Origin of the sequence: Paenibacillus soyae (assembly GCF_024623455.1) — a bacterium.
GTDB lineage: Bacteria > Bacillota > Bacilli > Paenibacillales > Paenibacillaceae > Pristimantibacillus > Pristimantibacillus soyae.
In genome coordinates this window covers 18,272-41,689 of sequence record NZ_JANIPJ010000025.1, presented here as the reverse complement: position 1 = coordinate 41,689, position 23,418 = coordinate 18,272, and the positions used below count along the sequence as shown (strand labels likewise).

Here is a 23,418-nt window from a genome sequence, read left to right as displayed (position 1 = left end):
ACTACACATTGTTAGCGCTTTCATTTTGTCCGGAGACTGAAACAGCCGCTCCCTTAGCCGGCCGTTCATGCCCCTGCCATCAATTAGCCCTCGGGTCGTATACGTTCGCCGTATCCCGGTATTGGCCCGGCGTTATGCCCTCGATCTTCCGGAAATACCGGATAAAGTTCGCCGGATTGTTGTATTTCAGCCTCTCCGCGATTTCCGTCACCGTCAGATTGGTCTCCCGTAGCCATTTCTTCGCGACCTCGAGCCGGTATTGGGACAAATAATCGGCGAAGTTCACGCCCGTCTCCTGCCGGAAGACGCGGCTGATGTATTGCGGGTGATAATTGATCCGCGCCGAGCATTTCTCGAGCGTCAGATCGGTATCGAACGCTTCTTCGATCAGCCGCTTCACTTCCTGCGAGATCGTGGTGAACTGCGTCTGGCGCCGTTCCTCCAGCAAGCATAACGCCGGCTCGATGATCGTATCGCCGAACCAGGATTCGATCTCGCGGTTCGTCCGCAGCTTCAGGAACGTCTCGAACAACGAGCCGTCTCCGGTTGGAAGCGAATGATACGGAATGCCCGCATCCTGGAGCTGGCGAATCAAGTCCATCAGCAGTCTGACGAGAGACAGCTGATAATGGTCGTAATCATAGTCTTGACGGGACAAAGACTCCATTACGGCGGACAAAGCCTTGCGCGCCCGTTCCGCATCAAGCGATTTGACCGCTTCGGACAGCTCCTCGGCCAGCTCCTTCGGGTAGACGAGCTCCCTTCCCTTGTCGGGCTGAACGTCCTCGATGAACAGAACGACCTCCTCGCCCAGCCGAGCCCGGTATTTGAGCGCGTTCCCTCCTTCTTCGTAAGCCCGGTCCGCGTGGCCGAGCTCCCGGAAGGATCTGCTGATGCCGACGCTCGTCTTGAGCTGCAAATACCTTTTCACCGCGGCTTGCACCGCAGCCGCCCGTTCGAACACCATCGTCTTGAACGCTTCCTCCGACAACGTGCACGACCCCATCAGAAGCACCACCGACTCTTGGATCACGATCGGGAGCAGACGGTCCTCCTCCGGCACGATCTCCGAAGCAATGTTGCCGATCGCGAACAAGAGAAGGTCGCGGTCCTTGCCGGAGAAGCGCTCCTCGCCAAGATGGTCGATCTGGAACAGGAGCACCCGCGCCGTCCCCCATTGCCCGGAGAACCCATAACCGTAGTAGCTTAGCCGCTCCAGCGCTTCCTGCTGCTTAACCTCCCCCAGTAGCATCTTCCGGACCAGAAACTCCACGAGATGCTTCTGTTGCCCCTCCAGCTCGAACTTCAACTTGGAACGGTCGGACATAATGCTCTGAATCTGGTTCGTGATCACCCGAAATTCGTCTTTAGGCGCGGCGTTTTCCGATTCCTTCTCGTCAAGCAGCGACCGATAGATCCGCTTCACCGGATCGTACATTCTCCTCGAGCCGATCAGCGCGACAAGCAGCGTTGCGGCAAGCACGCCCATGCTGACCAGAATCGAAGTCCATCCGATCTTCATCGCCTGCTGCGTGATCGCCTTGGTCGGAACGACGGACACATAGGTCCATCCGTTATACGGGGACTTCCGGAACGAGATCGACGTCTTGCCCGCATCCTCCGAAGCCGTGAACACGCCGTTCGCGTCTCCGTTCTCCCGGATCGCCTGGATGAATCCGAGACTCGAAACGTCGTTGCCGAGCAGCGAGGCGTCGGCATGCGCGATGACGCGGTTCTCGCTGTCGAGGATGAACGTGCTTCCCATGCCGTCGTCGGCGTTGATCAGCTGTCCTAGCTGCTGCGAGGACAAGACCACGGCTATTAAGCCGCGTGGCGTCGGCGAATTCACGGGCCACTTCTTAATATTGATGACCGCATGCTTCAGCTCGACCAACCCGTCGGCTCCCTGGATGGAGGCCGAATTGCCGCTGATCCATATGGAACCCTGCGGACTTCCGGCGTAAGACCGCAGCATCTCTTCCATGCCCGGCTGATTGTATTGATCGAGTCCCGCGTTGCTCATGAGCCAATCCTGCTCGAGACTAAGCAGATACACGTCCTTGATTCCCAGCTCATAGGTCTGGATGGACGATAAATTTTTGTATAGGTCCTTAATGATATCGTATTGATTCGGATCGAGCTTGAGCGCGATGGCTTGCGAGACGATAGGCAGGCCGAGCAGCTGCGAGGTGGAGAAATCGATCATTTTCAGCGTCTGCTCGACCCGCAGCTGACTCTGCCTCAGCACCTGTGAATTGCGTTCCTCGACTTGCTCCAGCACCGATTGGGAGGAGTAGTGGTACGAATACCAGCCAAGCGTAAGGACGGGGAACGTCCCGATCATCACGGATAACAAGACCAACTTGAGCCAATAGCTGGATGAACGCATGGCGCCACTCCCCCTTCTAATCGATTACCGTCATTCTGTTGCAGAAATAAAGCTTTTACGGATTGACCGCTTTATAAGCCTGCGTATATTCCTCGATGATTTTGTCGCCGCCATCCTTGCGCCACTTGGCTACCGCGTCGTTCCAGCCGGCTTCGTCGATCAGGCCCATAATGAATTTAATGCGGGCATCCTCGATAATTTTGTTCAGCTCGGAGCCTCTCTCGCTGTACGTGTCGGAGATGAACGGCTGGAACGGATTCGAAACCGCAATTTCCGCGTTCTTCTGCCACATCTCGTTCCGCATATGCACGAGCGGTCCGCCATACGTCGTGATCTTGTCGCGCAGGACGGCCAGCTGCGTGGAGTCGCCCATCCCGTATTCGACCAGCATCTTGGAATCGGTCGTCTTCACGTATTGCCCGTTCTCGAGCGTGAACTGTCGGCCCTCCAGGCCGTTGATCAGCATGTTCTGCATGTCTTCGTCCGACACTTTATCGAAGAAATTCAAGACGGCCTTCAGCTCTTCCTCCGTCTTCACCGACGTTTTCGGAATCATGAAGAGACCGTAAGAGCCCGACCCGCCGGGGCTGCGGAGGTCCGCAGGGCCTTCCAGAGCGTTAACCATCGTGATTGCGCCTGTCGGAACGACCTTCTTCACGCTTTCTTCGATGCCTTGGGCGTCGTTCAAGTTAGCGATCCACGAGCCGGCCGTCGCGCCGTTGATCAGCTGCTTGCCGTCCTTCACGACCGCGAAGTCGAGATTGATCAGCTTCTCGTCGTACAGCTTTTTATAAAATTTCATGGTATCCATATAAGCGGGGGACAAATGCGCCGGACTGGCCTTGCCGTCCTTCAGCTCCCAATCAGCGGGACCGCCGTGCCAAGCGAGCATCGCTCTCCAGCCGGCCGCCACTTGCTGCTCCGCGAGTCCGGTCGTATCGGCCTTGCCGTTCTGGTCCGGATCATTCTGAACAAACGCTTTCAAAACCTCATAATACTCGTCTATGGTCGCTGGCTCTTTCAGTCCCAAATTGTCCAGCCAGTCTTTCCGGAGCATCAGGCCGTCCCGCGCCAGATCGCGTTCACGGTACAAGCCATATACCTTGCCGTCGATGCTGATCGCGTTCAAGGCAATATCGCTCATGCGGCCTAAGTTCGGATAGTCCTTCAGATAAGGACCGATCTCCCAGAACATGCCGGAACGAACGGAATTCACGATGTAAGGAAGCTTCTGATCCAGCACCAGAATCGCGCTCGGCAGCTCGCCCGACGCCACGGTCGCGCTCAGCTTATCCGAGTAGGTCGTGGACGGCACCCAAGTCAGCGTCAAATCCGTGTTCGTGCGCTCCTCCAGACGCTTGTAGATCTCGCCTTCGGGGTCCATGAATTCGGGGTTGTAGCTGGTCAGCATGATCGACATCTTGTAAGGCTCCTGCTTAGGCGCCTCCGTCTGCTGCCCTGCCGGCGACGCGCCTCCGTTCGCGGATGCCTCTGGATCCGCGTTGCCGCCGTCGTTGCTCCCGCCGTTGCCCGAGCACCCTGCCAGCAATCCCATAATGAGTGCTGCCGTGCCTGCCGATGCGGTTAGTTTTCGCCATGCCTGCCCATTCTTTTTCGCTTTCATGACATGTGATCCTCCCTTTACTTTATTAAAATTACTGTATTTGGACGGGTTCGGCAAGGACAATCAGCCCTTAACCGATCCCAGCAATACCCCTTTGGCGAAATGCTTCTGCAGAAACGGGTAGACGACGAGGATCGGCATCGTCGAGATGACGATGACCGCCATCTTCACCGACTGCTCCGGCGGGACGAAATCGGATTCGAACGCCGTCGTGTCCCCGAGGCTGCCTCCTTGCGACAGGATGACGATTTGCCGCAGCAGCACCTGAATCGGCCACTTCGCCGCGTCATTAATGTAGAGCACGGCGCTGAAGAACGTATTCCAGTGCCCCACCGCGTAAAACAACGAAAACGTCGCGATAGCGGGCATCGATAGAGGAATAACGATTCGCATCAAAATGCCGGGATCGCTGGCGCCGTCTATTTTCGCCGACTCCTCGAGCCCTTCCGGCAGCTGCTGGAAGAAGCTCCGGATAATGATCAGATTGAACGCGCTGATCGCGCCGGGGAGCAGCAAGGACCAATAAGAGTCGATCATGCCGAGCTCTTTGACGACAATGAAGGTTGGAATCATGCCGCCGCTGAACAGCATCGTGAAGATGACCATCAGCTGAATCGGCTTGCGAAAGTCCAGATCCTTGCGGGCCAGCGGATAAGCCATTAAGCAGGTCAGCACGATATTGATGAGCGTCCCCGCCACCGTAATGAAGATGGTGACGCCCATGCTTCGCATCAAGGTGCTGGTCGAGAAGATGAAGTTGTAGGCTTCAAGGGAAAACTCGGTCGGGAAGAGAATGAACCCTTTCTCCAGAAGCTCCTTCTGCGTCGCGAACGAACCCGCCATAATGTAGATGAACGGGACAATCGTAATCAGGGCAAACAGCCCGAGAAACGTGATATTAAGAACATCGAATAATCTACTGCCGAATGTGCGGTCTCGCACCATTGCGCGCGCCTCCTCTCTTTTCTGCCGCTACAGAATGCCTTCTTCGCCGAACCGCTTGGCCAGCTGATTCGCCGCGAATACGAGAATCAAGCCGACGATCGACTTGAACAACCCTACAGCGGTGCTATAGCTGTATTGGCCCTGCGAGATGCCCGTCGAATACACGTACGTATCGAACACTTCTCCGACCTCCCGGTTCAAGGAGTTGAGCATGAGCCATATTTGCTCGAAGCCGGTATCGAGGAAGTTGCCGAGCCGCAGAATGAGCAAAATAATGATCGTGGACCGGATCGCCGGAAGCGTAATATGCCAGAGCTGGCGGAATCGGTTGGCGCCGTCCATTCTTGCCGCCTCGTATAGCTGCGTATCGACTCCAGCCAGAGCGGCCAAGAAGATGATCGTCCCCCAGCCCGTTTCCTTCCAGATGACCTCGGCCGTGATGAACGTCCGGAACCAACCGGGGTCGAGCAGGAATTGGATTTTCTCCCCGCCCATCGCCGCGATTCCCTCATTCACGAGTCCTCCTTCGGTCGTGAAGAACAAATAAGCGATCGAGACGATAACGACCCACGACATGAAGTGGGGGATGTAAATCAACGTTTGGATAAACCGTTTGTACACTTCCTTCCTCAGCTCGTTCAGCAGCAGGGCTACGATAATCGGCAGCGGGAAGAAAAACAATATGTTGTACGTCGCGAGAATAAACGTGTTCTTCAGCAGCATCCAGAACAGCGGATCTCCGAAAAACCGGCTGAAATGCTCCATTCCGACCCATTCGCTCTTCAGAAAGCCGAGAAACGGCTGATAGTTTTTGAACGCGAGCAGCACGCCGTACATCGGGACGTATTTAAATAAAATAAAGTAGACGATGCCGGGCAGCAGCATCAGATACAACCATCGGTTTCTCGCCAGCCGCCTCCACATCTGCTTGCGATGCGAGCCGGCGATTGCCGACGGGCGCGTTATCGCCAGATCTTCGTTCATGGGCATTCTCCTTCTCCTCTTTCTTCTTCTATCCGGACCTGGCCGGCGTTTACACCTGAATCTTAGTCGGATCGAGCTGTTGCCGTCCATAGTCATTCCCGTACGACATGGACCGTCTCCGTCGCCGCAATCCCTTGCGCCGCGCGGATATTCATTTCGATACCTGCCTGTTGTCATTCCGCGACTATCCCCTGTGCGGCCCCATGGCCATAAAAAAAAGCGACACACGGCCCCTGCGCATTACTGCGCAAGACCATGTGTCGCTTTATATAGAGCCGTTAACGAATACGGCTATGTTTATTCCACTACTACGGCTTCCGTCGCTTCATCCAGCTCAGCCGAATCTACAACTTCCTCTTCCATGCCTGCGAAGCGAATGTTGCGGTAGCGCTGCATGCCCGTACCCGCCGGGATCAGCTTACCGATGATAACATTCTCCTTCAGACCGAGAAGCTGGTCGACCTTGCCTTTGATCGCCGCGTCGGTCAGGACGCGAGTCGTCTCTTGGAACGACGCCGCGGACAAGAACGAATCCGTCTCGAGGGACGCCTTCGTAATACCGAGCAATACCGGCTTCGCAACCGCAGGCTCTTTGTCGGCGAAGATCGCTTCGCTGTTGGCCGCTTCGTATTCATGAATGTCTACGAATGCGCCAGGTAGCAGCGTCGTGTCTCCGGCGTCTACGATGCGGATTTTCCGAAGCATCTGCTTGATCATGACTTCAACGTGCTTGTCGTTGATCTCAACGCCCTGGTTCCGGTATACGCGCTGTACTTCTTGCAGGATGTAGTTCTGAACGCCGCGGATGCCTTTGATGCGAAGCATATCCTTCGGATCGATCGAACCGTCCGTCAGCTCGTCGCCTGCTTCGATCTGCTGGCCTTCCACTACGCGGATACGCGAGCCGTAAGTGACCGCGTAAACCTTGGACTCGGCTTCGCCTTGTACCTCGATCTCGCGACGGTCTTTGGCTTCGCGAATTTCTTTAATGACGCCGTCCAGCTCGGAGATGATCGCTTGGCCTTTCGGGTTACGAGCCTCGAAGAGCTCTTGGATACGCGGAAGACCTTGCGTGATGTCATCGCCGGCAACGCCGCCGGTATGGAACGTACGCATCGTGAGCTGCGTGCCCGGCTCGCCGATCGATTGCGCCGCGATAATGCCTACCGCTTCGCCGATCTCGACGTGCTTGCCCGTAGCCAAGTTGCGGCCGTAGCAGATCTTACATACGCCGTGACGCGCGCGGCAGCTGAGTACCGAACGAATCTGCAGACGTTCTACGCCGGCATCGACGATTGCTTCCGCTTTGCCCGAATCGATAAGTTCGCTGCGGTTCACGATGATTTCACCCGTTTTCGGATGACGAATCGTTTCGAACGCGTAACGGCCTTCGATACGGTCGTACAGATCCTCGATAACTTCTTTGCCGTCTTGGATCTTGCTGACGCTGAAGCCTTTGTCCGTACCGCAATCGTCTTCGCGGACGATAACGTCCTGCGCGACGTCGACAAGACGACGAGTCAGGTAACCGGAGTCAGCCGTACGAAGGGCCGTATCGGCGAGACCTTTCCGCGCGCCGTGCGTCGAGATGAAGTACTCGAGGACCGTCAGGCCTTCACGGAAGTTCGATTTAATCGGCAACTCGATGATACGGCCGGACGGGTTCGCCATCAGACCGCGCATGCCGCCAAGCTGGGTAATCTGCGATTTGTTACCCCGCGCTTTGGAATCCACCATGAGCATGATGTTATTGTAACGATCCATCGATTTCATGAGGATATCCGTAATCTCGTCTTTACATTTGCTCCAGATGCCGATGATCCGGTCATAACGCTCTTCGTTCGTAATCAGACCGCGGCGGTACTGATTCATAACAGTTGCGACCTTCTCGTCGGATGCTTTCATGATCTCCACTTTCTCCGGCGGGATGATAACGTCGGATACACCGATCGTAATGCCCGCTTTGGTCGAATAAGTGAAGCCTAATTGCTTAATCCGGTCAAGCGTAATCGCCGTAAGAGTCGTATGGTACTTACGGAAGCATTCGGCAATGATCGTACCGAGGTAGTCTTTGCCTACGGCGCCCGCTGTTGGAAGCTCGTCGAGAATTTTCTTCAGATCCGCGCCCTTCTCAACTACAAAGTACTTGTCAGGCGTGCCTTGCAGAAGATTGACTTTCGTCGCTTCGTTGATATATGGGAAATCCGCCGGGAAAATTTCGTTGAAGATGACCTTGCCCACAGTCGTAGAAATCAAGGATGCCTGCTGCTCTGCAGTAAAGATCGTCTTGTTCAAAACCTTCGCCGGGATAAAAATTCGGGCGTGCAGCGAGACGATACCGCGCTGGTAAGCGGAGATCGCTTCGTTCACGGTAGCGAACACGGAGCCGGAGCCTTTGGCTTCCTTGTTGTCCATCGTCAGGTAATACGATCCGAGAACCATATCCTGGGATGGAGTTACAACCGGCTTGCCGTCCTTAGGGTTCAAGATATTGCCGGATGCCAGCATGAGAAGGCGAGCTTCCGCTTGCGCTTCCGCGGACAACGGAACGTGAACCGCCATCTGGTCGCCGTCGAAGTCGGCGTTGTAGGCCGTACATACGAGCGGATGCAGCTTGATCGCGCGTCCCTCTACCAGAATCGGCTCGAATGCTTGAATACCGAGTCTATGCAGCGTGGGGGCACGGTTCAGCAGAACCGGATGTTCTTTGATGACTTCTTCGAGTACGTCCCAAACTTCAGGGCTAACGCGTTCAACCTTGCGTTTCGCGCTCTTGATGTTGTGGGCGAGTCCTTTGTTGACCAGCTCTTTCATGACGAACGGCTTGAACAGCTCGAGCGCCATCTCCTTCGGAAGTCCGCATTGGAACATCTTCAGGTTCGGACCTACGACGATAACGGAACGGCCGGAGTAGTCGACGCGTTTACCGAGCAGGTTCTGACGGAAACGTCCTTGCTTACCCTTCAGCATATGACTGAGCGATTTCAGCGGACGGTTGCCCGGGCCCGTTACCGGACGGCCGCGGCGGCCGTTGTCGATCAGGGCGTCAACCGCTTCCTGAAGCATGCGTTTCTCGTTCTGTACGATAATGTCCGGAGCGCCGAGATCAAGCAGACGCTTCAAACGGTTGTTGCGGTTGATGACGCGGCGGTACAGGTCGTTCAGGTCGGAGGTCGCGAAGCGGCCGCCGTCCAACTGTACCATCGGGCGAAGCTCCGGCGGGATAACCGGCAGCACGTCGAGAATCATCCATTCCGGCGCGTTGCCGGAGTTGCGGAAGGCTTCGATGACTTCAAGGCGCTTGATCGCGCGGTTCCGGCGCTGGCCTTGAGCCGTGCGCAGCTCTTCCTTAAGCGTCTCGAGCTCGCGGTCGACGTCGATGTCCTGAAGCAGTCTCTTCACCGCTTCGGCGCCCATGCCGGCTTGGAAGCCGTAGCCGTACTTCTCGCGGTAGCTGCGGTATTCCTTCTCGGACAGAAGCTGCTTCTTCTCCAGAGGCGTATCGCCTGGATCCGTTACGACATAAGATGCGAAATAGATAATTTCCTCGAGGGAACGAGGAGACATATCGAGCGCAAGGCCCATGCGGCTTGGGATGCCTTTGAAATACCAGATGTGGGATACCGGAGCGGCGAGCTCGATATGGCCCATCCGTTCGCGGCGAACCTTCGCGCGAGTAACTTCGACTCCGCAGCGATCGCAGACGACGCCTTTGTAGCGCACGCGCTTATATTTGCCGCAATGACACTCCCAGTCCTTGGTCGGTCCGAAAATCTTCTCGCAGAAGAGACCTTCCTTCTCGGGCTTTAACGTTCTGTAGTTAATGGTTTCCGGCTTCTTGACTTCTCCGCGGGACCACGAGCGAATTTTATCCGGCGAAGCCAGACCAATTTTCATATACTCGAAGTTGTTCACGTCCAACAAGGAGCAACCCTCCTTCGTCATGTATGACTGTGTCTAATCAGAGGCTGAACTTCAACCGCGGGCCGCATCGCATGCGGCCGTGATTGAAGCTCAGTCATCCGTTATTTATTCAACGCCTGCTTCTGCGCCTTCTAGATTAAGATTGAGCTTGTCGCCCGTAGCGTCATCCTCGTCATCCATTTCCTTCATTTCGATCTCTTCTTCGTTCTCGGTCAGGATCTTCACGTCCATGCCCAAGCTCTGAAGCTCTTTGATCAATACTTTGAAGGACTCCGGAACGCCCGGCTCCGGAACGTTCTCGCCTTTGACGATCGATTCGTACGTCTTCACGCGGCCGACCACGTCATCGGATTTGACCGTAAGGATTTCTTGAAGCGTGTAGGCTGCGCCATAGGCTTCAAGCGCCCAAACTTCCATCTCGCCGAAACGCTGTCCGCCGAACTGGGCTTTACCGCCGAGCGGCTGCTGCGTAACGAGCGAGTAAGGACCCGTCGAGCGGGCATGGATTTTGTCGTCGACCATGTGCGCCAGCTTGATCATGTACATGACGCCGACCGTAACTTCGCGCTCGAAGCTTTCGCCCGTACGTCCGTCGTACAGAATCGTCTTTCCGTTACGCTGCATGCCGGCCTCTTCCATCGTATCGAAGACGTCGTTCTCGCGCGCGCCGTCGAATACAGGAGTAGCGGCATGAATGCCAAGTCGCTTGCACGCCATGCCAAGGTGAACTTCGAGCGCCTGGCCGATGTTCATCCGGGACGGTACGCCGAGCGGGTTCAGAACGACTTCGACAGGCGTTCCGTCCGGCAGGAACGGCATATCCTCTTCCGGCATGATACGCGCGATGACACCCTTGTTACCGTGGCGTCCCGCCATCTTATCGCCCTCGGAAATCTTACGCTTCTGAGCGATATAAGCGCGAACGAGTTGGTTAACGCCCGGAGGCAGCTCGTCGCCGTTCTCGCGGGTGAATACTTTTACGTCTACGACGATGCCGTCCGTACCGTGAGGCACGCGCAGCGACGTATCGCGGACTTCGCGGGCTTTCTCGCCGAAGATCGCATGGAGCAATCTCTCTTCGGCCGTCAGCTCCGTTACGCCTTTCGGCGTTACTTTGCCGACCAGAATGTCGCCTGCGCTAATCTCGGCGCCGACGCGGATAATGCCGCGCTCGTCGAGATTGCGGAGCGCTTCTTCGCCGACGTTCGGGATATCGCGCGTAATTTCCTCAGGTCCCAGCTTCGTGTCGCGGGCTTCGGATTCGTATTCCTCGATGTGAATGGACGTGTACACGTCTTCTTTCACGAGCTTCTCGCTAAGGAGAATCGCATCCTCGTAGTTGTAACCTTCCCAAGTCATGAAGGCTACGACGACGTTGCGGCCAAGAGCCAAATCGCCCATTTCGGTCGAAGGACCGTCCGCCAGAATGTCGCCTTTCTTGATGACGTCGCCCTTGCGGACGATCGGACGCTGGTTAATGCACGTTCCTTGGTTGGAACGCATGAATTTATGCAATTTATGCTTGACCAGATCTCCGTTAACCGGCTTGCCGTCGATCATCTCGACGCGGCGGAGCCAGATCTCGTTCGCGGACGAACGCTCGATCACGCCGTCGTATTTGGATACGATACAAACGCCGGAATCCTTGGCTGCCTTGTGCTCCATGCCCGTGCCGACGAACGGCGCTTTCGGAATGAGGAGCGGAACGGCCTGCCGCTGCATGTTCGATCCCATCAGGGCGCGGTTGGAGTCGTCATTCTCGAGGAACGGAATGAGCGCCGTCGCAACCGATACGACCTGCTTAGGCGATACGTCCATGTAGTCGACGCGGTCGCTTGGCATGGTTAGGATGTTGTCTGCTTGTTTATTGTAACGTACGATCGTTTGCGCTTGGGCGAACTTGCCTTCTTCCGTCAGCTCCGCGTTCGCTTGCGCGATGACATAGTTGTCTTCTTCGTCGGCCGTCAGATAAGCGATCTGCTCCGTCACGATTCCCGTCTTCGGATCTACCCAACGATATGGTGCTTCGATGAAGCCATATTCGTTGATGCGGGCGAACGTGGACAAGGAGTTGATCAAGCCGATGTTCGGACCCTCCGGAGTCTCGATCGGACACATGCGCCCATAGTGGGAAGCATGGACGTCACGCACTTCGAAGCCCGCGCGCTCGCGCGTCAGACCGCCGGGTCCCAGTGCGGACAGACGGCGTTTATGCGTCAGCTCGGCAAGCGGGTTCGTCTGGTCCATGAACTGGGACAGCTGGGACGAACCGAAGAACTCCTTGATCGACGCGATAACGGGACGAATGTTGATCAGCGCCTGAGGCGTGATCGCGTTCGCGTCCTGAATCGACATTCTCTCGCGTACGACGCGTTCCATACGGGAGAGACCGATACGGAACTGGTTCTGCAGCAGCTCGCCGACGGAACGCAGACGACGGTTACCCAGATGGTCGATATCGTCCGTGCTGCCGACGCCATGCAGCAAGTTGATGAAATAGTTGATCGAAGAGATAATATCCGCAGGCGTGATATGCTTCACGGATTTATCGATGATACCGTTCGCGATGACTTTGATAACCTTCGTCTCGTCGAGCGGCGAGAATACGCTGATCGCCTGCAGTGGTATACTATCGGCATCCAGCACTCCGTTTGCGACATGGTAGGTTTTAAAGCCTACGTTTGTCTCCAGCTTCTCGAGAATCTCGTCTAACAGACGGCGATCGATCATTTGGCCGGTTTCCGCGATAATTTCGCCTGTGGACGGATCGATCAGGTTCTCTGCGAGACGCTGATTGAACAGACGGTTCTTAATGTGCAGCTTCTTATTTATTTTGTAACGGCCGACATTGGCCAGATCGTATCTTTTCGGGTCGAAGAAACGCGCAACCAAGAGGCTCTTCGCATTGTCCAAGGTAGGCGGCTCGCCCGGACGCAAGCGCTCGTAAATCTCGATCAGCGCTTTCTCCGTGGAATCCGTGCTGTCCTTATCCAGCGTGTTGCGAATATACTCGTCATGGCCGAGCAGATCCAGAATTTCGGCGTCCGTACCGAATCCTAGCGCACGCAAAAGCACCGTTACCGGTATCTTCCGGGTCCGGTCAATACGAACGTAGATGATATCCTTGGCGTCGGTTTCGAGCTCCAGCCAAGCGCCGCGGTTAGGGATAACCGTAGCCGTGTACGTTTTCTTCCCGTTCTTATCAACCTTCGTGCTGAAGTACACACTTGGGGAGCGGACCAATTGGCTGACGATAACGCGTTCGGCGCCGTTAATGATAAACGTGCCCGTCTCCGTCATAAGCGGGAAATCGCCCATGAACACTTCTTGTTCTTTAACCTCGCCCGTTTCCTTATTGAACAGACGCACTTTCACGCGCAGCGGAGCAGCGTATGTAACGTCGCGTTCCTTTGATTCATCCACCGAATATTTCGGCTCGCCCAAGCTGTAGTCGATAAACTCAAGCGATAGATTACCCGTAAAGTCCGAGATCGGCGAGATATCCTGGAACAATTCGATTAGATCGCTGTCCAAAAATTTCTCGTACGATTTTTGTTGGATTTCAATCAGGTTCGGGACTTCCAGCACCTCTTTGATCCGAGCGTAGCTTCTGCGCGCACGCCGACCATACTGAACAAGTTGTCCTGCCAACTTAACCTCACCCCTCATGTCTGTCTCACAGCATCGATATTCACTGCGTTACCCTAGGACGGTAGAAACCGCCTATATAGATAAATAAAGAAAAGCCCTTATCGAATAGTGTTCGAAAAAAGAGCATGTTCCGGCAGCTTACCGCACGCAGCGCGAGCGTTACGGTCTCATATCAAGTATTTTGCCCAAAATGTAAACATTATACGTCAAACGCATCAAAAATATGCATTTCCGCGCTCGAAATTTGCACTTGACATTTTAGTTAACTAAAGAGATTTCAAGCAATTTTATGCTGACATTTTATAATACTACCATATCCAAAATGTCAAGTCAAATTATTTCTAGTTGCTTTGCAATATTTCTTTTCTAGCACGGAAGATTCGATAGCCTTTGTCCTTCGTCACTTCTTCCACTTCTCCGAACAGCGATTCCAGCTTCTCGAATGCCGACGGCGCGCCTTGCTTCTTCTGAATGACGATCCACATCGAACCGCCTTCTTTCAGCAAATCGTGCCCCTCCTCGAAAATACGGTGCACGACCGCTTTGCCCGCTCGAATGGGAGGGTTGCTTACTATTGCATCGAATCGTTCGTTTCTTACGGCTTCGAACAAATCGCTCTGCACGATCGTGACATTCGCAATCTTGTTCAACCTGGCGTTCTCCTTCGCCAGCTCGATCGCTCTCTCGTTTATATCGATCATGGTGACATGACCGTTTACGGCAATCCTCGCGGCGGACAAGCCGATGGGCCCATATCCGCAGCCCACGTCAAGCACATGGTCCCGCTCTCCCAGCTCCATCGCTTCAATCAGCACGCGGCTGCCGTAATCGACGCCCGCTTTCGAGAACACTCCGGCATCCGTGACGAATTTCATCGCTTGCCCTCTGAGCTTATCGTCATGGGTCTGCCGATTGTGGGCCGTTCCCGGCGTTTTGTCATAATAATGGTTCGACATCATTTACGCCTCCTTCGCCAATAGGCCTGTAACATACAACGAACCCCTTGAAACCGTGAGGTTCCAAGGGGTTCGTCAGTCCTAGCCCGCTAACAGCAGGTCAAGACTGGCTTATGAAGAGTGAAATTACTTCACTTCTACGGAAGCGCCAGCTTCTTCAAGCTTAGCTTTGATGCCGTTAGCTTCTTCTTCGCCGATTTTTTCTTTGATTGCTTTAGGAGCGTTGTCAACCAGGTCTTTTGCTTCTTTCAGGCCAAGACCAGTGATTTCGCGAACTACTTTGATAACGTTGATTTTGGAAGCGCCAGCGCTGTTCAAGATAACGTCGAATTCTGTTTGAGCAGCAGCTTCAGCAGCGCCGCCGCCAGCTACTACTGCAACTGGAGCTGCAGCTGTTACGCCGAACTCGTCTTCGATTGCTTTAACAAGATCGTTCAGTTCAAGAACAGTCATACCTTTAATTGCTTCCAAGATTTGCTCTTTAGACATGGTATATACCTCCGAAAATGGGTTTAGTTTTTTTGGTTTGGTACTGCTATATTACGAAGCCCGCCTGAGGCTTGGCTCCGGCAATGCCGCAAGAGCTGTCTTATGCGCCAGCTTCTTGTTTCTCTCCAACTGCTTTAACCGCAAGCGCGAAGTTGCGCATTGGCGCTTGAAGCACGCTGAGGAGCATGGAAAGCAAGCCTTCGCGGGAAGGAAGCTCCGCAAGCGCCTTGATTTCTTCAGCGCCTACCACTTTGCCTTCTACAACGCCGCCTTTCAGTTTCAGAGCGTCGTTCTTCTTCGCGAAATCGTTCAGGATTTTCGCTGGAGCAACAGCGTCTTCACCGCTGAATGCTACCGCTGTAGGTCCTGTCAGAATGTCGTTCAGCGACGTCAGTTCCGTACCTTCAGTTGCACGGCGAACGAGCGAGTTCTTCAGAACTTGGAACTCTACGCCAGCTTCGCGAAGCTGCTTACGCAGTTCGGTTACTTGCGCCACGTTCAGTCCGCGATAGTCGGCAACAACCGTGCTCGGGCTCGAAGCAATCTTCGACGCGATCACAGCAACTGCTTCTTGTTTCTCTTGGATGATCTTAGCGTTAGCCAAACTGTACACCTCCTGTAATAGTTATACATCCCGTGTATGCGATGGATATTCCTGTCCTCGATGCATGAGAAAGGCCTTCGCGGACGTTGCGAAGGCCATGATGTCGCCTGACGAGCGCGGCAGGCAAGCTGCCGCATTCTCAAACGTTTTATCATAACACCTCGGTAGGAAATTAAGTCCTCTCGGACACCTACTGTCTACGGTATGCGTGTTCGATTGTTAACCGAGTTTTCTCCCCGTTTAGCGGAACGATGCAGTCGAGACGCGAGCGCCAGGACCCATTGTGGAGGAAACCGCGATGTTTTTCAGGTAAACGCCTTTGGCTGCAGCCGGTTTGGCGCGAACCAGAGCGTCGATCAGAGCTTTCAGGTTTTCGTTCAGCTTCTCAGCGTCGAACGAAACTTTGCCGATTGGAGCGTGGATTTGACCCGCTTTGTCCAGACGGTACTCGATCTTACCTGCTTTGATTTCTTGAACGGCTTTCGCAACGTCGAACGTTACGGTACCTGCTTTCGGGTTCGGCATAAGGCCTTTACCGCCCAGGATACGGCCGAGCTTACCAACTTCAGCCATCATGTCCGGCGTCGCTACGCAGACGTCGAATTCGAACCAGCCTTGTTGGATTTTGTTGATCATGTCTGCATCGCCGACAAAGTCAGCGCCAGCAGCTTCCGCTTCTTTCACTTTTTCGCCTTTTGCGAAAACGAGAACGCGTTTTGTCTTACCTGTGCCATGCGGGAGCACGACTACGCCGCGTACCGCTTGGTCTTGTTTACGTGGGTCTACGCCCAGACGTACCGCTACTTCGACGGACTCGTCGAATTTAGCTGTTGCCGCCTTCTTCACAAGCTCGATCGCTTCTTGCGGCTCGTAGCTTGCTTCGCTGTCGATCAGCTTGGCAGCTTCTACATATTTCTTGCCGTGTTTAGCCATTGTAAGTTCCTCCTTTGTGGTTATAACGGTCCACCCGATTCCGGGATGGTCCTCCCACTTCACGAAGCGGATGCTTCGCTAAGCGAGATGTCCGAAGACATCCGAATGCATACGCTCATACGAGCGAAGGCTGCATTAGTCGACGATTGTAACGCCCATGCTGCGAGCAGTACCTTCGACCATACGCATAGCCGCTTCAACGGAAGCTGCGTTCAGGTCTTGCATTTTCGTTTCTGCGATTTCGCGAACTTTGTCACGCTTCACAGTAGCGACTTTCTTCTTGTTCGGTTCGCCCGAACCCTTCTCGATACCAGCTGCTACGCGGAGCAATACTGCCGCCGGCGGAGTCTTCGTCTCGAATGTGAAGGAACGGTCTTCGAATACAGTGATCACGACTGGAATAATCAGACCTGCTTGATCCGCTGTACGAGCGTTGAACTCTTTACAGAACGCCATGATGTTAACGCCTGCTTGACCGAGTGCCGGACCGATTGGAGGAGCCGGATTCGCTTTACCTGCAGGAACTTGCAGCTTGACCATCTTGATGACCTTTTTTGCCATGATTCACACCTCCTTGCCTTAATTTACAAGCGCATGCGCCTGCTCCGGAAACCGGATAGTTATATCTTCTCCACCTGAGTGTAATCCAGCTCAAGCGGGGTTTCCCTGCCAAACATGTTAACATGGACTTTCAGCTTCGCTTTGTCAAGCAATATCTCTTCTACCGAACCTACAAAATCGGCAAAAGGACCTTCTTTGACGCGAACGGTTTCCTTCAGCTCGTACTCGATCTTCGGCTTCGGCTCTTCCATGCCCATGTGTTTCAGAATCTGATCCACTTCGTCAGGCAGCAGAGGAGTCGGTTTGGAGCCGGATCCCGTCGATCCTACGAATCCCGTTACACCAGGCGTATTGCGAACAACGTACCACGAATCGTCGGTTTGAACCATTTCCACAAGAACGTAGCCAGGGTAGACCTTGCGCTGAACGGTTTTTTTCTTCCCGTCCTTCTCTACCACTTCGTCTTCCATAGGAACAAGCACGCGGAAGATCTTGTCCTCCATGCCCATTGATTCAACCCGGCGCTCCAGATTGGTTTTCACTTTGTTCTCATAGCCGGAGTAAGTATGCACGACATACCATCTTTTTTCCATCAATAATCCACCTTTGGTCCCTTCTTAGACAATCAGCTGAACCAATTCCGAGATCCCGATGTCAAGAAGCCAGAAGTAAATCGTCACCGCGATAACCGTGAAGAACACGATCAAAGAATAACTGGTGAGCTCTTTACGACTTGGCCAGCGAACCTTCTTCAGCTCCGCCCAGCTGTCGGCAAAAAAACTAAACGTCGTACCAAAGCCCTGCTTCAGTCTCGCCAAAAACGCCACGGTAACACCTCCAATGGACTATCGCGTCTCGCGATGAGGAGTCTGCTCGTTACAGAACTTGCAAAACTTCTTCAACTCGATGCGGTCGGGGTGATTGCGCTTGTTCTTGGTTGTCGCATAGTTTCTTTGTTTGCAGTTTGTGCATGCCAACGTGATGATTACCCGCATTGAATTACACCTCCCGAACTGCTTAAAAATACGAATCATTGAAGCTCTATATGAATTTCATTGATTCCATCGCCAATACGAAAAAAACCTCGAATTCAGGCCTACCTAAACACTTTATCACAGCGCATACCCCGTGTCAACGAAAGATGTCGGTTATATGCGTGTGAAATACTGGCACCGCGACCCCGGATTGGATTCTACCAGTATGGTCTAAACCGCGGACTTTAAAACCAAAAGACTGCCTTCTCCGCCTGAAAAAGTCAGACAGATAAGACAGTCCGCCGTTCATGTTCGTCTATACGTTTCCGAAATCGCGAACCTCCAAATACTTCTCCAGCTTGCGCTTCACGCGCTGAAGAGCATTGTCGATGGATTTCACATGCCTGTCGAGATCGACCGCGATCTCTTGATAGGATCTCCCGTCGAGATAGAGCATGAGAACCTTTCGTTCCAGATCGCTCAGAATCTCGGACATCTTATCTTCCAGACCGACAAATTCTTCTTGGTTAATGATCAGTTCCTCGGGGTCGGACACTCGGGTGCCGCAAATGACGTCGAGCAAAGTCCGGTCGGAATCCTCGTCATAGATGGGCTTGTCTAACGAAACATAAGAATTGAGAGGAATATGCTTCTGCCGGGTCGCGGTCTTAATCGCCGTAATGATCTGGCGAGTGATGCACAGCTCGGCGAACGCCTTAAAGCTCGCCAGCTTGTCCCCTTTAAAATCGCGGATCGCCTTATATAAGCCGATCATGCCTTCCTGAACGATATCCTCGCGGTCGGCGCCGATCAGAAAGTACGATCTCGCCTTCGCTCTCACGAAATTCTTATATTTGTTAATCAAATACTCCAGCGCTATGCTGTCGCCGTTACGGACCGCCTCTACGATGTCTTCGTCTGCGCTGCACTCATATTCGAGCGTACTCCACTCTTTGAGGTCGATACTCACGTCTATCCCTCCGGCCTGCAAGGCGTACGCCGCGCTAGATTTCGAGTTTATATGATTGCGCCATTTCCGCATGAAAGATCGCTTGAAACATGATGTCAGTATACATTATGTAACCTTACAACGTCAACCGATCCGATCCCCGAAAACTATCGATTTTATAGCAAAAATGTAACTTTGTGCCACAGTTTGAAAGAGTCCGCGATGCTTGCTTCGCCGCTATTTTCCGCCTCTTCGCAATCGTTCCAGCTTACTCCATACATCGAGGCTGACGTTCTGGTCCAAGGAGTTGCGCTTCACCTGCTTCTCCTCCCGGATCGACTGCTCGATCTGCTTGCGGTTCTGCCCGATGTCGATGAGCAGCTCCCGGGCCGAGACGCGCAGCGCGCCCTTGCCGAAAGCGACGTGCTGCTCGATCATGTCGGATGTCGCCACGTAGAGATTGCGCCGTCTCGCGATCAGCTCGTTGCACAATCTCTCGATGCATTCGTCCGCCGTTTCCTTCTCTTTCGTATACACGACCGTCAGCTGATGCTGCTTGAACGTTTTGCCCAGGCCGGGCACTTGATGCGCGTCGAATATGACGTAGACCTGCATGCCCGTGAACCCTTGGTAATCGGCCATCATATCCAGAAGCTTGTCGCGCGCGTCCTCCAAATCGTGTTCCTTGAGCCTCGCGAGCTCCGGCCAGGCGCCGATCATGTTGTAGCCGTCCACGAGAAGGACGTCATTGCGCCGGTTCATGGCCTACAGACTCCGGCGCTGCCTGACAACCTCGTACATCAGCACGCCGGCGGCTACGGACGCGTTCAAGGAATTTAATTGGCCCAGCATCGGAAGCTTCACGAGAAAATCGCATTTTTCCTTAATGAGACGCCCCATTCCTTTGCTTTCGTTCCCTATGACAATGGCGAGGGGCATATCGAACTTGGTCTTGTACACATCCTGCTTCGCCCCGACATCCGTTCCCGCGACCCATACGCCCGCTTCCTTCAGCTTGTCGATCGTCTGCGCCAGATTCGTCACCCGGGCGACCGGCACGTGCTCCGCCGCGCCAGCAGACGTCTTCAGCACCGTGGTCGTAAGCCCCGCCGCGCGGCGCTTCGGAATGATAACGCCGTGCACGCCCGTGCATTCAGCCGTACGGAGGATGGAGCCCAGATTATGTGGATCTTCGATTTCGTCGAGAAGCAAAATAAACGGAGTTTCGTTCTTCGTCTGCGCCGCCGCGAGGATGTCCTCCACCTCGGCGTACGCGAAGGCGGCCGCTTGCGCGATAACCCCTTGATGGGCTACGCCCGCCGCCATCGTGTCGAGCTTGCGCTTATCGACGAATTGGACGACGATGCCCAGCTTCTTCGCTTCGGCCGTGATGGGCTGGGTCATGCTCTTCTGCGCGCCTTCGGCAATCCATATTTTATTGATCTCCCGCCCGGAACGCAGCGCTTCCAGAACCGGATGCTTGCCGGCGATAAGTTCTTCTTGGTTAACTTCAACGGACATGATTGTCCTCCTGTCATTAAAGGTAGTTCAAAAAGCCCGACTTTGATCACGAAGCATCGCATGAAGCTTACTCGACATCGAATATTGAATTCAGCCGAAACAGCGTATGCTTACGAAGTATGTTTCCTTCGGAAACATTTGAGGTACTCACGTAGCTCTGCTACGTTCCGTTCCTCAGTTTCTAGCTTCATCCAATCTTCTCGGTGCTGAAAGCCAGACTTTTTGAACATCCATTTATAAAAAATACATTAGGTGGCGAGCTCCCGATCGCCGAGGGCGATCTCGAACAGCTCCTGGATACGTCCGAGCTTGCCTTCGAAATAGAGATGCCCGATCAGACATTCGAGCGCGGTCGCGTGCCGGTAATCGGCGGGATCCGCGTTTTTGGGCGGCGATCCGGACTTCGTGTTCCGTCCCCGGCGCACGATATCCGCTTCCTCCACCGTCAGATGCGGCTGCCATTTCTCCAGGATCGCCTTCTGCGCTTTGGCCGATACAAGCTTTGTCGCTTCTTTGTGCAGATGATGCGACTTATTGTTGGGCAGCGAGATGAGATATTGCCGAACCAGCAGCTCGAATACGGCATCTCCCATATAGGCGAGCACGACCGGATTAATCAATCCGGTCTTCTGCGCTGGAGCGTGAAAAGCAAGCGGATTGCCGCCGCCCTCCTCCGCTTTATTCGGGAATGCGTCCGGCCCCATCATTTGCGCCGCCAGCGGATGCCTTGCGGCGTATCCTCGAGCACGATGTTCTTCTCGTTCAGCAAATCGCGGATTTCGTCCGCGCGCGCCCAGTTCTTCGCTTTGCGCGCTTCCGTCCGTTCGACGATCAGCCCCTCGATCTCCTCGTCGAGAAGATCGGCTCCCGCCGCCAGCGGGAGAAGACCCAGCACGTTGTCCATTCGTTCGAATGCCGCAACCAGTGCTTGCAAACCCCCAGCGGACGCGGAGTCGGCTTTCATGTACAGATTCGCTTCCGATACCAGATCGAACAGCGCCGTTATGGCGTCCGGCGTACTGAAGTCGTCCTCCATCTTCGCGGCAAACCGCTCCAGAATCGCATCGATTCTGCCCTTAAGCGCCTCGTCCGCTGCGGACTGGGCGGCATCAGCAGGGCCGGCCGATTCCAGCCTGTGCTTCAGGTTCGCGTAACCGTTCGCGATCCGCTCCACGCTGTTCTCCGCCTGCGCGATCGTGTCGTCGCTGAAATTCAGCGGACTCCGATAATGGGTTGCCAGCATGAAGTAGCGGATCGCCTCCGGCTTCACCTGCTTCACGAGCTCATGGACCTTTATGCCGTTGCCTAGCGACTTGGACATCTTCTCGTTATTGATATGTACGAAGCCGTTGTGCATCCAATAGTTCGCGAGCGGTTTGCCCGTTAGCGATTCGGATTGCGCCACTTCGCATTCATGATGCGGGAACTGCAGATCATGGCCGCCGCCGTGAATGTCGAGTGTATCCCCCATGTATTTCCGCGCCATGGCCGAGCATTCGATGTGCCAGCCCGGACGTCCTGGTCCCCAAGGGCTATCCCACTTGATTTCGCCCGGCTTCGCGCCCTTCCAGAGCACGAAATCGCCTTGACTCTCCTTCCGGTCGCCGATCTCGACGCGGATGCCGAACTGGAGCTCCTCGATGTTTTGATGAGACAGCTTGCCATATTCTTCGAACGCGGATGTCCGGAAATACACATCGCCTTCGCTCGGATAGGCATAGCCTTTGTCGACAAGCTCCGCAATAAACGCGATGATGTCGGGAATATGTTCCGTTACGCGCGGATTTAGCGTCGCCTTGCGGACGCCCAGCGCGTCAATATCGGCGTAGAACGCTTCGATGAACCGGTCTGCCACTTCCGGAACCGTCGTGCCGAGCTCTTCCGCCTTGCGGATCAGCTTATCGTCGACATCCGTGAAGTTGACCACGTATTGCACGTCGTGTCCCGCGTCTTCCAAATAACGCCGGACCACGTCGAAGAAAATGACCGGGCGCGCGTTACCGATGTGAATATAGTCATAGACCGTAGGTCCGCACACGTACATTTTCACTTTTCCCTGTTCCTGCGGCTGGAAGCTCTCCTTCGAGCGGGTGAGGGAGTTATATATCGAAATGGTCATCCGTCCATTCTCCTTCTTCAATTGTATTCGGTTTGCCCTTGTCGCGGAGTTCCTTCTTCAAATCCTCGATTTCCTTCTTCATGGACTTCAGTATCTCGATAACCGGATCCGGGAGCTGCTTGTGGTCGAGCCGGTCGCCTACCCGCTCCCCGTTCCGTTTGACGACGCGTCCCGGGTTGCCGACGACGGTGCAGTTGTCCGGCACCTCGCGCAGCACGACTGCGTTCGATCCGATATTCGAATTATCTCCGACCGTGAAGGAACCGAGCACCTTCGCGCCGGAGCCGATAACCACATTATTGCCAATCGTTGGATGCCTCTTACCTTTTTCTTTGCCCGTCCCGCCAAGCGTGACCCCTTGATAGATGACGACGTCGTCTCCGATCTCGCACGTCTCCCCGATGACGACGCCCATGCCATGGTCGATAAAAAGCCGCTGGCCGATCCTCGCGCCAGGATGAATCTCGATGCCGGTCATGAACCGGCTGATCTGCGAGATGACCCGGGCGAGCGTGAACCATCGCCTCTTGTACAGCCCATGCGCCAGGCGGTGCGCCCAGATCGCGTGGACTCCCGAGTAGGTGAATACCACCTCGAACCGGCTCCGGGCCGCCGGATCGTTCTCAAACACGGTCCGCACGTCCGAACGAAACTGTCGTAGCATAATGACCTCTCCCTCCATGCTGCCAAAACAATGACTCTCCGATGAAAGCCGGGAACGCGGATACGCGTCTAAGATGCTGAAGCTATTTGCTCTGGCTGCGGCGCCGGTTCCCCTATCCGTGCGCGGCTGCG

Annotated in this window: 20 protein-coding genes and 1 other annotated feature; all 20 genes read right to left on the bottom strand. The window is 54.6% G+C overall.

Features of this window, described 5'->3' with window-relative positions:
- Positions 1–79: 79 nt before the first annotated feature.
- The 20 genes from NQZ67_RS25745 to cysE all read right to left on the bottom strand — a co-directional run bounded on the left by NQZ67_RS25745 (position 80) and on the right by cysE (position 23,287).
- Positions 80–2,389 (bottom strand): helix-turn-helix domain-containing protein, encoded by a 2,310-nt coding sequence (locus NQZ67_RS25745; RefSeq protein WP_257451641.1) that lies wholly within the window; start codon positions 2,387–2,389, stop codon positions 80–82.
- Positions 2,390–2,444: 55 nt separating this feature from the next.
- Positions 2,445–4,013 carry an extracellular solute-binding protein gene (locus NQZ67_RS25740; RefSeq protein ID WP_257451638.1) on the bottom strand — a complete coding sequence of 523 codons (1,569 nt, stop codon included), beginning with the start codon at positions 4,011–4,013 and terminating at the stop codon, positions 2,445–2,447.
- A gap of 63 nt (positions 4,014–4,076) precedes the next feature.
- The gene (locus NQZ67_RS25735; protein ID WP_257451636.1) at positions 4,077–4,958 is read right to left on the bottom strand and encodes a carbohydrate ABC transporter permease; all 882 of its coding nucleotides are present in this window, start codon (positions 4,956–4,958) and stop codon (positions 4,077–4,079) included.
- Positions 4,959–4,985: 27 nt separating this feature from the next.
- Positions 4,986–5,882, bottom strand: a complete 897-nt coding sequence (locus tag NQZ67_RS25730; RefSeq protein WP_306813072.1) for an ABC transporter permease — start codon at positions 5,880–5,882, stop codon at positions 4,986–4,988.
- Positions 5,883–6,239: 357 nt separating this feature from the next.
- Positions 6,240–9,866 (bottom strand): DNA-directed RNA polymerase subunit beta', encoded by a 3,627-nt coding sequence (gene rpoC, locus NQZ67_RS25725; protein ID WP_257451630.1) that lies wholly within the window; start codon positions 9,864–9,866, stop codon positions 6,240–6,242.
- Between the two features lie 105 nt (positions 9,867–9,971).
- Positions 9,972–13,535, bottom strand: coding sequence for a DNA-directed RNA polymerase subunit beta (gene rpoB / locus NQZ67_RS25720; protein ID WP_257451628.1), 3,564 nt, complete (start codon positions 13,533–13,535; stop codon positions 9,972–9,974).
- Between the two features lie 323 nt (positions 13,536–13,858).
- Positions 13,859–14,473 carry a class I SAM-dependent methyltransferase gene (locus tag NQZ67_RS25715; RefSeq protein ID WP_257451626.1) on the bottom strand — a complete coding sequence of 205 codons (615 nt, stop codon included), beginning with the start codon at positions 14,471–14,473 and terminating at the stop codon, positions 13,859–13,861.
- Between the two features lie 126 nt (positions 14,474–14,599).
- Positions 14,600–14,962, bottom strand: coding sequence for a 50S ribosomal protein L7/L12 (gene rplL / locus NQZ67_RS25710; RefSeq protein WP_257451624.1), 363 nt, complete (start codon positions 14,960–14,962; stop codon positions 14,600–14,602).
- A 100-nt stretch (positions 14,963–15,062) separates the two neighbouring features.
- Positions 15,063–15,566 (bottom strand): 50S ribosomal protein L10, encoded by a 504-nt coding sequence (rplJ, locus tag NQZ67_RS25705; RefSeq protein ID WP_257451622.1) that lies wholly within the window; start codon positions 15,564–15,566, stop codon positions 15,063–15,065.
- Positions 15,567–15,623: 57 nt separating this feature from the next.
- Positions 15,624–15,787 (bottom strand) — a sequence feature (ribosomal protein L10 leader region).
- Between the two features lie 19 nt (positions 15,788–15,806).
- Positions 15,807–16,499 (bottom strand): 50S ribosomal protein L1, encoded by a 693-nt coding sequence (rplA, locus tag NQZ67_RS25700; RefSeq protein ID WP_257451621.1) that lies wholly within the window; start codon positions 16,497–16,499, stop codon positions 15,807–15,809.
- Between the two features lie 135 nt (positions 16,500–16,634).
- On the bottom strand, positions 16,635–17,060 hold the full coding sequence (gene rplK, locus NQZ67_RS25695) for a 50S ribosomal protein L11 (protein ID WP_068679396.1): 426 nt from the start codon (positions 17,058–17,060) through the stop codon (positions 16,635–16,637).
- 59 nt (positions 17,061–17,119) lie between these two features.
- Positions 17,120–17,653 carry a transcription termination/antitermination protein NusG gene (gene nusG, locus NQZ67_RS25690; protein WP_257451619.1) on the bottom strand — a complete coding sequence of 178 codons (534 nt, stop codon included), beginning with the start codon at positions 17,651–17,653 and terminating at the stop codon, positions 17,120–17,122.
- Positions 17,654–17,677: 24 nt separating this feature from the next.
- Positions 17,678–17,887, bottom strand: a complete 210-nt coding sequence (gene secE, locus NQZ67_RS25685; protein WP_257451618.1) for a preprotein translocase subunit SecE — start codon at positions 17,885–17,887, stop codon at positions 17,678–17,680.
- 18 nt (positions 17,888–17,905) lie between these two features.
- Positions 17,906–18,055 carry a 50S ribosomal protein L33 gene (gene rpmG / locus NQZ67_RS25680; protein WP_082967189.1) on the bottom strand — a complete coding sequence of 50 codons (150 nt, stop codon included), beginning with the start codon at positions 18,053–18,055 and terminating at the stop codon, positions 17,906–17,908.
- 295 nt (positions 18,056–18,350) lie between these two features.
- Positions 18,351–19,004 (bottom strand): RNA polymerase sporulation sigma factor SigH, encoded by a 654-nt coding sequence (sigH, locus tag NQZ67_RS25675; RefSeq protein WP_257451613.1) that lies wholly within the window; start codon positions 19,002–19,004, stop codon positions 18,351–18,353.
- A 216-nt stretch (positions 19,005–19,220) separates the two neighbouring features.
- Complete coding sequence (locus tag NQZ67_RS25670; RefSeq protein ID WP_257451611.1) at positions 19,221–19,745, bottom strand: NYN domain-containing protein; 525 nt, start codon at positions 19,743–19,745, stop codon at positions 19,221–19,223.
- 3 nt (positions 19,746–19,748) lie between these two features.
- Entirely contained in the window at positions 19,749–20,504 is a 756-nt protein-coding gene (gene rlmB / locus NQZ67_RS25665; protein WP_257451608.1) for a 23S rRNA (guanosine(2251)-2'-O)-methyltransferase RlmB, read from the bottom strand.
- 248 nt (positions 20,505–20,752) lie between these two features.
- Complete coding sequence (locus tag NQZ67_RS25660) at positions 20,753–21,211, bottom strand: Mini-ribonuclease 3 (RefSeq protein ID WP_371825362.1); 459 nt, start codon at positions 21,209–21,211, stop codon at positions 20,753–20,755.
- Positions 21,208–22,623 (bottom strand): cysteine--tRNA ligase, encoded by a 1,416-nt coding sequence (gene cysS, locus NQZ67_RS25655; RefSeq protein ID WP_257451605.1) that lies wholly within the window; start codon positions 22,621–22,623, stop codon positions 21,208–21,210. The genes NQZ67_RS25660 and cysS overlap by 4 nt, the downstream gene beginning before the upstream one ends.
- On the bottom strand, positions 22,604–23,287 hold the full coding sequence (gene cysE, locus NQZ67_RS25650; RefSeq protein WP_257451603.1) for a serine O-acetyltransferase: 684 nt from the start codon (positions 23,285–23,287) through the stop codon (positions 22,604–22,606). Before cysE ends, cysS begins: the two co-directional genes overlap by 20 nt.
- Between the last annotated feature and the right edge of the window lie 131 nt (positions 23,288–23,418).

Bases quoted from the DNA above. Each gene is read 5' to 3' on its own strand.
- NQZ67_RS25745 (WP_257451641.1), bottom strand. From the start codon at position 2,389: ATGCGTTCATCCAGCTATTGGCTCAAGTTGGTCTTGTTATCCGTGATG.
- NQZ67_RS25740 (WP_257451638.1), bottom strand. From the start codon at position 4,013: ATGAAAGCGAAAAAGAATGGGCAGGCATGGCGAAAACTAACCGCATCG.
- NQZ67_RS25735 (WP_257451636.1), bottom strand. From the start codon at position 4,958: ATGGTGCGAGACCGCACATTCGGCAGTAGATTATTCGATGTTCTTAAT.
- NQZ67_RS25730 (WP_306813072.1), bottom strand. From the start codon at position 5,882: ATGTGGAGGCGGCTGGCGAGAAACCGATGGTTGTATCTGATGCTGCTG.
- rpoB (WP_257451628.1), bottom strand. From the start codon at position 13,535: ATGAGGGGTGAGGTTAAGTTGGCAGGACAACTTGTTCAGTATGGTCGG.
- NQZ67_RS25715 (WP_257451626.1), bottom strand. From the start codon at position 14,473: ATGTCGAACCATTATTATGACAAAACGCCGGGAACGGCCCACAATCGG.
- rplL (WP_257451624.1), bottom strand. From the start codon at position 14,962: ATGTCTAAAGAGCAAATCTTGGAAGCAATTAAAGGTATGACTGTTCTT.
- rplA (WP_257451621.1), bottom strand. From the start codon at position 16,499: ATGGCTAAACACGGCAAGAAATATGTAGAAGCTGCCAAGCTGATCGAC.
- rplK (WP_068679396.1), bottom strand. From the start codon at position 17,060: ATGGCAAAAAAGGTCATCAAGATGGTCAAGCTGCAAGTTCCTGCAGGT.
- nusG (WP_257451619.1), bottom strand. From the start codon at position 17,653: ATGGAAAAAAGATGGTATGTCGTGCATACTTACTCCGGCTATGAGAAC.
- rpmG (WP_082967189.1), bottom strand. From the start codon at position 18,055: ATGCGGGTAATCATCACGTTGGCATGCACAAACTGCAAACAAAGAAAC.
- NQZ67_RS25670 (WP_257451611.1), bottom strand. From the start codon at position 19,745: ATGAACCGGCGCAATGACGTCCTTCTCGTGGACGGCTACAACATGATC.
- rlmB (WP_257451608.1), bottom strand. From the start codon at position 20,504: ATGTCCGTTGAAGTTAACCAAGAAGAACTTATCGCCGGCAAGCATCCG.
- NQZ67_RS25660 (WP_371825362.1), bottom strand. From the start codon at position 21,211: ATGATGGGGCCGGACGCATTCCCGAATAAAGCGGAGGAGGGCGGCGGC.
- cysS (WP_257451605.1), bottom strand. From the start codon at position 22,623: ATGACCATTTCGATATATAACTCCCTCACCCGCTCGAAGGAGAGCTTC.
- cysE (WP_257451603.1), bottom strand. From the start codon at position 23,287: ATGCTACGACAGTTTCGTTCGGACGTGCGGACCGTGTTTGAGAACGAT.